Annotated in this window: 12 protein-coding genes; 4 read left to right on the top strand and 8 right to left on the bottom strand. The window is 42.0% G+C overall.

The features are described from left to right. The first annotated feature begins 340 nt into the window (after positions 1-340). From F1644_RS18070 to F1644_RS18060, 3 genes are read left to right on the top strand one after another with little or no spacing between them, the layout of a single operon-like run. Positions 341-1,288, top strand: coding sequence for an NAD(P)H-dependent flavin oxidoreductase (locus F1644_RS18070; protein ID WP_118304343.1), 948 nt, complete (start codon positions 341-343; stop codon positions 1,286-1,288). 16 nt (positions 1,289-1,304) lie between these two features. Further along, positions 1,305-2,546: a M16 family metallopeptidase gene (locus tag F1644_RS18065; protein ID WP_118304344.1), complete on the top strand. Its 1,242-nt coding sequence runs from the start codon at positions 1,305-1,307 to the stop codon at positions 2,544-2,546. Positions 2,547-2,557: 11 nt separating this feature from the next. Then, positions 2,558-3,829: a M16 family metallopeptidase gene (locus F1644_RS18060; RefSeq protein ID WP_118304345.1), complete on the top strand. Its 1,272-nt coding sequence runs from the start codon at positions 2,558-2,560 to the stop codon at positions 3,827-3,829. 76 nt (positions 3,830-3,905) lie between these two features. On the opposite strand, the gene F1644_RS18055 is transcribed toward F1644_RS18060, so the two are convergent. From F1644_RS18055 to F1644_RS18045, 3 genes are all read right to left on the bottom strand, one after another. Next, positions 3,906-4,553, bottom strand: coding sequence for an energy transducer TonB (locus F1644_RS18055; RefSeq protein ID WP_118594368.1), 648 nt, complete (start codon positions 4,551-4,553; stop codon positions 3,906-3,908). A gap of 189 nt (positions 4,554-4,742) precedes the next feature. Continuing rightward, on the bottom strand, positions 4,743-6,257 hold the full coding sequence (locus tag F1644_RS18050) for a M56 family metallopeptidase (RefSeq protein ID WP_118594367.1): 1,515 nt from the start codon (positions 6,255-6,257) through the stop codon (positions 4,743-4,745). A gap of 11 nt (positions 6,258-6,268) precedes the next feature. Beyond that, the gene (locus F1644_RS18045) at positions 6,269-6,625 is read right to left on the bottom strand and encodes a BlaI/MecI/CopY family transcriptional regulator (RefSeq protein ID WP_087421074.1); all 357 of its coding nucleotides are present in this window, start codon (positions 6,623-6,625) and stop codon (positions 6,269-6,271) included. A gap of 125 nt (positions 6,626-6,750) precedes the next feature. Between F1644_RS18045 and F1644_RS18040 the strand changes: the two genes are divergently transcribed. Continuing rightward, a complete protein-coding gene (locus F1644_RS18040; RefSeq protein WP_118304348.1) occupies positions 6,751-7,317 on the top strand; it encodes a DUF4251 domain-containing protein in 567 nt (188 codons plus the stop codon). Here F1644_RS18040 and F1644_RS18035 read toward each other — a convergent pair. The 5 genes from F1644_RS18035 to F1644_RS18015 all read right to left on the bottom strand — a co-directional run bounded on the left by F1644_RS18035 (position 7,277) and on the right by F1644_RS18015 (position 12,326). Beyond that, on the bottom strand, positions 7,277-8,509 hold the full coding sequence (locus tag F1644_RS18035) for a nucleoside recognition domain-containing protein (RefSeq protein ID WP_087421072.1): 1,233 nt from the start codon (positions 8,507-8,509) through the stop codon (positions 7,277-7,279). The two genes, F1644_RS18040 and F1644_RS18035, sit on opposite strands and share 41 nt — an antisense overlap. A 90-nt stretch (positions 8,510-8,599) precedes the next feature. Next, the gene (gene folD, locus F1644_RS18030) at positions 8,600-9,475 is read right to left on the bottom strand and encodes a bifunctional methylenetetrahydrofolate dehydrogenase/methenyltetrahydrofolate cyclohydrolase FolD (RefSeq protein WP_087421071.1); all 876 of its coding nucleotides are present in this window, start codon (positions 9,473-9,475) and stop codon (positions 8,600-8,602) included. Between the two features lie 163 nt (positions 9,476-9,638). Beyond that, positions 9,639-10,964, bottom strand: a complete 1,326-nt coding sequence (ffh, locus tag F1644_RS18025; protein ID WP_087421070.1) for a signal recognition particle protein — start codon at positions 10,962-10,964, stop codon at positions 9,639-9,641. A 162-nt stretch (positions 10,965-11,126) separates the two neighbouring features. After that, on the bottom strand, positions 11,127-11,786 hold the full coding sequence (locus tag F1644_RS18020; protein ID WP_087421069.1) for an aspartate kinase: 660 nt from the start codon (positions 11,784-11,786) through the stop codon (positions 11,127-11,129). A gap of 48 nt (positions 11,787-11,834) precedes the next feature. After that, positions 11,835-12,326, bottom strand: a complete 492-nt coding sequence (locus tag F1644_RS18015) for a prolyl-tRNA synthetase associated domain-containing protein (protein ID WP_087421068.1) — start codon at positions 12,324-12,326, stop codon at positions 11,835-11,837. Positions 12,327-12,545 lie beyond the last annotated feature (219 nt).

Below are 12,545 nucleotides of genomic sequence, written 5' to 3'. Positions count from 1 at the left end.
ACAAAAATAGTATTTATTTTTAATAGAGAATCATTGTTATTCTTTAAAAATACGGGAAATCCAAAATAAAAGGAAATTGCCGGATTTCAGCCCGGAATTACTGAATATCAAGAAATAATCTATCGTTCAAAAAACGAGTGTCCGGAAACTTTAGGGCCTAATGAAAGCCTTTTGCTATCCGCAGTGAACAATTTTAAAGAAAAATACTTTTCAACAGCAGCATTTTTCTCTATCTTTGTTTAATGTCACGTCTTTCCTGAAGAGTGATTTTATAGCTAGAGGACATCCTTATAGCTAATTTTTTACAAGAGATGATTACAAACGATTTTATTTATACATCATGAAAAATAGAATAACAAAACTTTTCAATATAAAATACCCGATTATTCAAGGGGGTATGGTATGGTGTAGCGGATGGCGGCTAGCTTCCGCAGTAAGCAACAACGGGGGATTAGGATTACTGGGCGCCGGTTCCATGCACCCGGAAATGCTGGTGGAACATATCCGGAAAATGAAAGAGGCCACGGATAAACCGTGGGGGATCAATGTCCCGTTACTTTATCCGGAAATTGACCGGCTTATGGATATAATTATTCAAGAAGGCGTTAAAATTGTTTTCACCTCTGCCGGAAGCCCGAAAAAATGGACTCCCCTGTTAAAGTCGCATGGTATCACCGTGGTACACGTGATCAGTAGTGCCCTGTTCGCAAAGAAATGTGAAGAGGCAGGAGTAGATGCAGTTGTCGCTGAAGGTTTTGAAGCCGGGGGACATAACGGACGGGAAGAAACGACCACGCTCACCTTGATTCCCAATGTTGTGGAATCCTGCTCCCTACCCGTTATTGCCGCAGGGGGAATATCCTCTGGAAAATCCGTGGCAGCCGCCATGACTCTCGGAGCGGAAGGGGTACAAATCGGAACCCGTTTTGCCGTTGCCGCAGAATCTTCCGCCCATCCGACATTCAAACAACGGGTATTTGACACGGAAGAAGGTGGCACCATGCTGGCATTGAAAAAACTCGCCCCTACCCGTCTGATTAAAAACGACTTCTTCAATCAGGTAAAAGCACTGGAAGACGCCGGAGCAGAGGCTGCCCAATTAACCGAACTTTTAGGTAAAGGACGGGCTAAGAAAGGAATCTTCGAAGGTGACATGACGGAAGGCGAGTTAGAAATCGGACAAATCGCATCCATGTTGCACAAAGAAGAAACCGTGGCTGAAATTATGGAAGATATTATCGCTGATTTCAACAAAACAACAAGCAAATTGGGCGATCTGAAACTATGAAAATGAATTTACATTTATGATAAAATTTACACGCCACACACTAGACAATGGCTTAACAATGATCTGTAACACGGATACCAGTACTCCATTTGTATCCGTGAACATCCTTTATAAAGTAGGTGCCCGGGACGAAGATTCCAATCGCACGGGCTTTGCCCATCTTTTTGAACATTTAATGTTCGGGGGCTCCAAACACATCGCTGATTACGATTATCACGTTCAGAAAGCGGGCGGGGATAGTAATGCATTCACGAATAACGACTACACAAATTATTACATCACGATCCCGGCCCCCAATATCGAAACGGCCTTGTGGCTGGAATCAGACCGGATGCTGGCACTCGATTTCTCCCAAAAATCACTTGATGTTCAACGTAACGTGGTCATTGAAGAATTCAAACAGCGCTACTTCAATAATCCTTACGGGGACATTTGGTTGAAATTACGTCCTTTAGCCTATAAGGTACATCCGTACCAATGGCCCACTATCGGGAAAAACATTGACCATATCGCAGGGGCATCCCTGGAAGAGGTGGAAGACTTCTTTCATCGTTTCTATGCCCCGGATAATGCCATACTAAGTATCAGCGGTAATATTACCGACGAAAAAGCCCTTGAACTCGTGAAAAAATGGTTCGGGGACATTCCTCCCGCCCGTTATAAGAGAAAAGCATTACCCATGGAACCGCAACAAACCGAAGAGCGTCGCCTCGTATGCGAGCATAACAAAGTTCCGGCAGATGCAATCTATAAAGTATACCACATGGGCGACCGCCGATCGGATAATTTCTACACGTGCGACACGATCTCAGACATATTATCCAACGGTCAATCCTCCCGCTTGTACATCAACCTCATTAAAAACGGGAAATTATTCTCGGAAATTGACGCTTATATCACCGGAGACATGGATCCGGGATTATTCATTTTCTCCGGGAAACTCTCGGAAGGAGTAGCGATAGAAGAAGCGGAAGCCGCCATCCAAAACGAGATTGATCGTTTTATCGAAGACCCGATTTCAGAACGGGAACTCCAAAAGGTAATCAACAAAACTGAAGCCCGAATCTCTTACAGCGAGATCAATTATCAAGGGAAATCAGCCAACTTGGCATTTTTTGACTATCTAGGAGATATTAACCTGATTAATTCGGAGTCTATCCGATACGCGGAAGTATCTCTTGATTCGATAAAACAGACCGCCCGAGAATTATTCTCCACACAGAATTGCTCTACCTTGTGGTATCTTAAAGACAAATAATTGCTACTTTTATGAATAGAAATATAGAACCGTCCATCACTGAAATCTCCCGTCCATCGCTGTGGGGGCATCAACAAATCACGCTTCCCAATGGAATCGAAATCGTGTACCTTCACGATCCCAATCAAGAGGTTTTCAAGATGGACGTGGTACTCTCAGCCGGGATTTACAACCAATCCCGTCCGGTTATCGCATCAAGCATGATTAACATGCTCAACGAGGGAACCCGTCAACATACCTCTGCCGAAATTGCAGAGTTGTTTGATTATCATGGAGCATACGTGGACTTCAATTGCGGTATGCACAAAGCTGAATTAAGCCTGATTTCGCTTAATAAATACGCCCCACAAACCATTCGTATGCTGGCAGAAATGACACTTGAAAGTACATTCCCGCAAAAAGAACTGGAAACGTATATCCGTAACCGAAAACAGCAACATCTGGTAAACATTGAAAAGACCTCTTACCTTGCACGGATGGAATTCATATACCGTATGTACGGGAAGGAACACCCTTATGCAAATTACTTCACACTGGAAAATTTCGACCAAGTGACTCCGGAATTATTACACGATTTCTACCGGGAAAGAGTGCAGGCATCACAATGCAGAATCATGCTTTGCGGGAATGTCAGCGATACGGTTTTACAAGAAGTAAGCCAAGCCTTTTCGCCCATGAGCAGTACTCCCCTGCCACCAGACAAGACCTACTCAATACAACCGAGCGGCCCCGGTAAATACCATATATCCAAACCCGATGCCGTACAAACCAGTATCCGTATCGGGAAAAGCGGAGTCATGTTACTGGACGAAGACTACACGTATTTCCAGCTTTTGAACATGGTACTCGGCGGCTATTTCGGCTCCCGCCTGATGTCGAACATCCGGGAAGAAAAAGGGTATACCTATGGCATCGGCTCATACAACGTTACCATGCCGCAAGCCGCTCACTGGATGATTGCAACGGATGTCAATGCCGACGCAACGGAGGCAACAATAGCTGAATGTATAAAAGAGATTCGCCGCCTGCAAGAAGAACTCGTTCCCGAAGAAGAATTAAGTCTCGTAAAGAGTTATTTTAACGGGGAGTTGTTACGAGAACTAGACGGTGTTTTCTCCCAGTCCGATGCCTTGAAACACAAACTCAATTACGGACAAGATAACACGTTCTATCTCCAGGCTATCGACAAGATCCGTTCTTGCACCCCCGAAGACATTATGCGTCTGGCTCAAAAATATTTGAACGTGGATGATATGTATATCGTGACAGCCGGGAAAAATTGAAACCTCCCCTATCCACTCCTAAAATGACTTCATGGAGCGGATAGGGGGGCGCCCTTGAACGCCTCTCGGGAGTATTTTATTGCAACATGAAATTTATCGGGATCGTGTAGGAAACTCTCACGGGCTTACCTTTCTGAATTCCAGGCCGCCATCGAGGCATTTCCCGTATTATCCGACACGCCTCATAATCCAAAGAAGGATAAACGGGACGAAGAACTTTTATTTCCGACACACTCCCGTCTTTCTCTATAATAAATTGCACGTAAACTTTCCCTTGAATCTTCATCTCCAACGCATCTTTCGGATATTTTATATTCCGCACGATATACATTTCCACCCCCTCGCCTACAAATCGTGGCATTCTCTCTTCGATATATTCCTCGTCAATCAGCACCACTTGCATCTCCTTGTCAACCTTTGCCCGGATCTCTTTATCCATCTTGCCCAAAAGAGAAACTACGAGTTTCGTCCCTTTCTTAACCGCCAGCGAGAATTTCCCATCCACCCCGGTATATATTCTCTCGTTCGAGTTTTTCACCATGACACAAGCCCCGTATAAGGGCTGTTTATTCTTATTTACCACGATCCCTTTCGCCACGAACTTCACCGAATCCTTTTCTGCCGCTTGCAGACAAGTAGTTAAAAACAAAATGCCCAACATGAAAAAAAACGGGATACACCAATCCCATTTTATCTTTAAACCTCTTTTCCCCTTTGTAGTCATAACGAACCTTTTTAATAATTAATAAATTCGCCCAAAAACAAGTTCAAGCCACACACCTACTTCAACCTGTTCCTATACCTTCACACTATTTTTCAAAGATATTAAAATAATTTACAAATCTCCTATTTTACATTATATATAATGCAAAATAGGAGATTTATATACAACAAGAGGTTTGTATCTTTACAACTACTGCAATTGGAAATTAATCGGAACAGTATATTCAACACTAACAGGCTTTCCTCTCTGTGTACCCGGCTTCCAGTTTGGCATCAACTGCAGGACACGTATGGCCTCTCGATCCAACAAAGGATCTACACTCCTTGCAATCTTAAAATCTACAGGCTCCCCGTCTTTATTGATGATAAAAGTCACGAAGACTTTTCCTGTAATATTTTTTTTCATCGCTTCAAAAGGATAACGAATTCTTTTTGCCAAAAATTTCATCACACTACCATCTTCACCCACGAATTTAGGCATATCCTCTACAATTTGGAAAACCTCTTCATCCTTATCACCTTTTTCTTTATATCCTACAACCACTAGCTCATCCAACACAACCGGTTCTGTTGTCATTTTTATCCGCATTTTTTTGGCATTCTTCACGGGAAGAAATTGATTTGCCTTTCCCACGTAAGAGAAAATAAGCACGGTTCCCGGTTTCACTGTAATCGAAAATTCTCCCTTATCATCCGTCATCGTCCCAATACCTGTCCCCTTTATTATAACACTTGTTCCAACAAGAGGTTGGTCATTGGTATCGACAACAATTCCTTTGGCAACTATAGAATCCTGCCCCGTAACACCCATTACATTTTCGTTCACTTGTACAATTGCTTGCACATTACTGGATAAAATCAACAGTCCTGCAATCGGAACAAGCAAGGCATATTTGATTAACCCCATTCTGGAAGTTCTTTTTTTATTCATCATCATAATACGTTTTTTTAATGGTGACACATTAAATTTATTTACTATTTGAGCTGCAGCCGAAGGATGGGATAAACGGAGAAGGTGATATTGGTAAGCCTTACGGTCAAAACCGGAGTGAACGACACACTTGTCCGCTAAAAATTCAAGGTTACGACGAATCTCGCGTTTCAGTAACCACATGGCGGGATTCATCCAAAAGAAAGCACATAAAATTTCAGAAACCATCACGTCCAACGAATGATATTGTTCCGCATGAATCCGCTCGTGAGTGATAATCTCTTGCATATCATCAGAATTGTATAACGATGGACTTACAAATATCCATTTAAAAAAAGAAAACGGTGTAATCTTCCCCGATAACGTAATCACCGAAGTCGAACAACAACACGCCCTTTCCCCTTTATAGACTAACCGAATGATTGAAACTAATTGAATAACAATTCGACCGAGTAAAAGTGTTACGATTCCCCAATAACAAAACCTTAGAATATCCCAGACTCCCACTGATACTTGATGTCCTTCCGGGAACACGCTTACTTCCGGAAGTAAATTGGGTGCATATTGAACAACCGCTTGTTGAATAGCCATCTTTTGTTCTTCTTCGAATGAAAATACAACCAAAGGATAAATAAATGATACACCCAATATTGTCCATAAACAAAATCTCCGGATGACAAAGAAGGTATCCTGACTAAATAATAGCCGATAAAAAAGATAAAAAACGACCAGCGCAATATTTACCTTTATCAAATAAATGAACGCCCCATCCATAATTGTATATTTTATTGTTTCTCTATTAGCTTGATGATCTCTTCGAGATCTTTTGCCGAAATCTTTTGCTCTTTAGCAAAGAACGTCACCATCTCCTTGTAAGAATTTTCAAAATAATTACGTACCACCCCGGACATAAATTTCGTTTTATATTCACTTTCATCCATGACGGGAATATACTCGTAAATATTTCCATGCTTCTTACTGGTCAGGAATCCTTTTTTCTCCAAGTTCTTCACAATAGAAGCGACCGTCGTGTAAGGCGGCCTCGGTTCTTCCATCCGATTCAAAAAATCTTTTATCACGCCACTTTTCACCTGCCAGATGATCAACATTACCTCTTCTTCCTGATGTGTCAATTTTTCCATACGAACTATTTATTTACGATTCTTTCGCAAATCTACGAAAATTTCGTAATAATACAAACTTTTCGTAGAAAATATATTTATAACATTTTCAATCTACCCACGTATAGTACTCAAAAAAGGGAAATATGAAAAGAATTACATTCATCTTTTTGATTGGAATACTGTTCTTTACAACAGGTCAAGCTCAGAATAAAAAAGAAATTCGTTTCGAAAAAGAGTTTCAGAAAACACTGGCACTGGTGAATAGTGATCAATTCACTGTTAAGTTCTACATTGCGACCCCTACCGTACAAACACTTTTCACACCACCGGGGGCGGGTGCCAACATTGACATTAACCCACAAAATTGTTATCTAAGCATAAATGACTCCCTGGTAACGACACAACTTCCTTATTTCGGCAGAGCTACATGGACATCAAATTCACACTTAGATTCAGTTTCTTTCAACACGGTATTATTCAGTCGCACGGTAAAAATTTATCAAGACGGAAAAAAGAAAGCTATTGCCTATCAAATAACCGTTCGCTCCAACCAAGATATTTGTTATCTGAACATGGATATTCAATATGACGGAACTTGCTATTTATATTTTAGTGACCGTAAGCGAGCTCCGATCAGTTATGTCGGGCAAATAACACCCTTAGATTCTACTATGCAAAAAAGATATAAGCCATCACCAAAGCAGCAATGATACCCGCAAAATCGGCAATCAATCCACAAGGTATTGCGTAACGTGTATTTTTAATCCCCACTGCACCAAAATACACGGCGATAATATAAAATGTCGTATCTGTAGCCCCTTGGAAAGTTGACGCCAATCGCCCGGCGAAAGAGTCTGCCCCGAACGTGTTCATGGTGTCAATCATCAGCCCGCGCGCCCCACTTCCACTAAGCGGTTTCATCAAGGCCGTAGGCAAGGCCGGTATAAAATCAGCATCTAATCCACAAGCCAGACACAAACGTTCCAATCCACTCATCAACATATCCATCGCTCCCGCTGCCCGAAACACCCCGACAGCCACAAGAATCGCCACTAAATACGGAATGATTTTTACTGCAATGGAAAAACCCTCTTTTGCGCCATCAATAAACGCATCGTACACATTTATTTTACGCCAAGCCCCCATGGCAATAAAAGCTGTGATGATCGAGAAAAGAATAACGTTACTAGCTACCGTGGAAATCGTTGTGATCGTTTCCTTGTCCAACCCGGAAAAATACCAGATTAAACCACCCACGGCCAAGGTTCCTCCAATCAAATAAGCCATAACAACCCGGTTAAACAGGTTCAAGCGCTGGTACACCGCCACCGCAATCAGGCCGGCTAACGTGGACACGTAAGTAGCCAATAATATCGGAATAAATATATCCGCCGGATTCGCTGCCCCCATTTGAGCCCGATACACCATAACGGAAACCGGGATAATCGTCAAACCGGAAGTATTCAGCACCAGAAACATAATCTGCGCATTGGAAGCCCGATCTTTATGAGGATTCACCTCCTGCATTTGTTGCATCGCTTTCAGTCCCACGGGAGTTGCGGCATTATCCAACCCAAGCATATTCGCCGCAATATTCATCATAATTGAACCGTATGCCGGACTATCCGGTGGTAATTCCGGAAACAACTTCCGAAAAAAAGGACTAATCAACCATGACATCACTTTCACAGCCCCTCCCCGCTCTCCAATTTTCATGATTCCCATCCACAGAGTTAATACACCCGTTAAACCTAGCGAGATTTCAAACCCCGTTTTTGACATATCAAAGGTGGCCTTCACGATGGCAGAAAAAACTTCTGTATCACCCATGAAGATCAATTTACAAAGCGCCACGATAAATGCCGCACCAAAAAAGAAAATCCAGATATAATTGAGAACCATAGATCAATTGAAAATGCAAAATTGAAAATTGAAAATTAAAAAAAGAAATCATCTTTCATTTTCAATTTTCAATTCTCAACTTTCAATTATTTAATGTTTTGCTTTACAAGCTTTTATCGTGTTTTGCAACAAAGTCACGATGGTCATCGGTCCCACACCACCGGGAACCGGAGTAATATATGAACATTTAGGAGCCACGTGGTCATAATCCACATCTCCTACTAATTTCCAACCATTCTTTGCTGTTTCCGAAGGAATACGATGAATCCCGACATCCACCACAACAGCACCTTCTTTCACCATATCTTCTTTCAGGAAGTGCGGAACACCAATCGCCACGATCAAAATATCCGCCTGCCGAGTAATATCTTTCAAATTCGCCGTTCTGCTATGACATAAAGTAACGGTACAATTGGCATTTTTGGCTTTCCGGGACATTAACACTGCCATAGGTGTTCCCACGATATTACTTCTTCCGACAACAACACAATGTTTGCCTTCTGTCGGAATATTATAACGGGTCAGCAGTTCCACGATACCTGCCGGGGTTGCCGGTAAATAAGTCGGTAATCCTAACACCATGCGGCCCACGTTACAAGGATGGAAACCATCCACATCCTTATCCGGATGAATACGGTTCAAAACTTTCTCTTCGGAAATATGTTTCGGGAGAGGTAACTGCACAATAAACCCATCTACATCGGGGTCCTCGTTCAACTTATCAATGACTGCCAACAACTGCTCTTCAGTGATGTCATCACCATAACGCAATTCTGAACTTTTCATCCCTACCGCCTGACAGGCCTTCACTTTACTAGCAACGTACGTTTCGCTAGCCCCGTCATTTCCTACAAGTACAGCAACCAAATGCGGAACCTTTTTCCCTTCTGCCACGAAAGCAGCGATTTCATCTGCAAGCTCTTGCTTTACCTGTGCTGAAATTTTTTTACCGTCAATAATTTCCATCTAATCAATTTTAAATTTTAGATTTCAAATTTTAAATTTCACATGAACATTCACGTAAAATCTAAAATTACAATTTTATCTATTTGATTTTAAATCTTAAACCTCAAATTCAAACCTGATAAAAGGATTAAATCTAAAATCTAAAATTTAAAATCTAAAATCTTTAGCGTCTCTTCATAGGGGCATTCCCCATCATCTTACCGCCCTTGGATAACATTCGCATCATCTTTTTGGATTCATCGAACTGTTTCAACAAGCGATTTACATCTTGAATAGTGGTACCGCTACCGGATGCAATACGTTTACGACGAGAACCGTTGATTAGTTCCGGATTCTCCCGCTCTTCCGGGGTCATCGAGTAAATGATAGCCTCAACTCCTTTAAACGCATCATCATCAATATCCACATCTTTCAATGCTTTACCCACACCCGGGATCATGGATGCCAGATCTTTTATGTTACCCATCTTCTTGATCTGCTGAATCTGGCTCAAGAAGTCATTAAAATTAAACTGATTCTTGGCGATCTTTTTCTGTAACTTCTTCGCCTCCTCCGCGTCAAATTGCTCCTGAGCTTTTTCAACCAAAGAAACAATATCACCCATACCCAAGATACGGTCAGCCATACGTTCGGGATGGAACACATCAAGAGCCTCCAGTTTTTCACCCGTACCGACAAATTTAATCGGCTTACTCACCACGGTACGAATAGACAATGCCGCTCCACCACGAGTATCACCATCCAGCTTGGTCAGGATCACACCATCAAAGTTCAGACGATCGTTAAATTCCTTCGCCGTGTTCACGGCATCCTGTCCGGTCATGGCATCCACCACGAAAAGGGTCTCTTCCGGATCGATTGCTTTCTTGATGGCAGCAATTTCATTCATCATCTGCTCGTCAATAGCCAAACGTCCCGCAGTATCGACAATCACGACATCTTTACCTGTAGCCCGGGCCTCTTTCACGGCATTCAAGGCAATTTTCACAGGATCATTGTTTCCTTCCTCGCTATACACGGGTACCCCGATCTGCTCACCAAGCACTTTTAACTGCTCGATAGCTGCCGGACGGTAAACGTCACAAGCTACTAACAAAGGATGTTTTCCCCGCTTTGTCTTCAGTAAATTAGCCAGTTTACCAGAAAATGTTGTTTTACCGGAACCTTGCAGACCCGACATCAAGATAACAGCCGGATTACCTTTTATATTAATATCGACATGGGTCCCTCCCATCAACTGGATCAATTCATCGTGAACAATCTTCACCATCATCTGCCCCGGTTTCACGGCAGTCAGCACGTTCATTCCCAATGCCTTTTCTTTTACCGTGTTGGTAAACTCTTTCGCGATCTTATAGTTTACGTCGGCATCCAACAATGAACGTCTCACCTCTTTAAGCGTTTCGGCCACGTTGATCTCGGTGATCTTTCCCTGTCCTTTTAAAATCTTAAACGATTTTTCTAACCTCTCCGATAGATTCTCAAACATAATTTATCAATTGAAATTCGAAAATTGAAATTACAATGCACTCGCATCTAATCTTCAAAATTCGCTATTATAACTCTTAATTAATTCATTCCCCGCAAAATTAATAATTTTACCCGAAAACATACATTTTCACTTTTCAATTTTGCGACACTCTTCTTTTTACTATTTCCGACTGATGTTCTTCAACACCACAAACGTTTTGTCTATTAACGAATTATCTACCACAACGGTAAACTCGTTGGTGGAAGAAATAACCTCCGTCAAGTTGATCCCCTCCCAAGATAACTCCTTCATTATGCAATAATAGAAACCGGGTTGCAATATATTTCCTTTAGGGAGCTTCAACGTAACGGACGACAAACCATTCTTTTTGAAAATACACTGTTCCTCCTTGAAATGTTCATCCACCATCCCTTCCATGATTTCACTCACGACAAGGTTGGTCTCGAAAACCCCCTGCACCATCGTGTAGAAGACCTCATCTCTTCGTGCAATGGATTTCAGCACCCGGATATGGCAATCCATCAGAGTATTCGAATTTTTAAACGTGTAATCACACAAGTTACTCCTCAGGATAATATCCCCCATGTTATTCAGCAACTTGTTTAATTGTACCTGTTCCCGCACTTGTAAATAAGGAGCCAACCGATTCAACGCCATCACGATTGCACCTGCATTTACCGGCTTCCCCAATAATTTCTCCACTTCTTCCTGTATCTGTCGGGCCAAAGCCGAGATATTGATAATCCCTGCCGCCAAAGATTCCGACAAATAAGGCTTGTGCTTCACGATTCCTTCCACTGCCTGGGCTACACTGATCATGTTAATTGAAAATTGAAAGTTAAAAATTGAAAATTATTTCTCTCTTTATTAATATAGTTCGATCCACTCGTAAGCATTTCCCACGTAATCCATATAACGGATGAAATCTTCCGTTTTTATGGCTAACGAGGCGTGATTGTCATTCGGGTGGAATGATAATCTTTTCGCTTCTTGCAGATGTTTATCCAAGAACACGTACACGTGGTGTTCCACGTCATTCAGCAAGCCGAAAGGACTTACAGATCCGGGATGCAATCCCAGGTATTTTTCCATTCGAGCTTCAGAGGCAAAACTTAACTTACCCTGCTTCAACATTTTTTCCATATCATGGATAGCCATATCATGATCACATTGAAGAATTACCAAATAATGACGATTCCCCTTGTGATTTCTGAAAAACAAGTTCTTGCAATGTGTACTATCCAGATTTTTCCAATATTGTCTGGCAATCTCGATCGTCGGTGCAGCCGGATGTTCCGTATATTCAAACTCTATCCCCAGAGCTGCCAACGTTTCATATACTTTCTCCTGTCCTACCATGTATTAATTAATTTTTGATTTTATGATTTTAGATTTTACCTTTCCAACTACCCCCTCTAACTCCCCCTTACACAGGGGGAGGACTCGCTGCATTGCTACATTGAAACACCTTCTTGCGTCCGTCTCTCCCCCTGTGCAAGGGGGAGCCGGTGGGGGTAGTCCTTTCATTCTAAATTCTAAATTTCAAATTCTACATTACCCGAAACCATAAACTTCATT

Origin of the sequence: Butyricimonas paravirosa, from assembly GCF_032878955.1 — a bacterium.
GTDB lineage: Bacteria > Bacteroidota > Bacteroidia > Bacteroidales > Marinifilaceae > Butyricimonas > Butyricimonas paravirosa.
Note: the sequence above shows the minus strand (reverse complement) of the source record. Positions and strands in the feature narration are given on the sequence as shown.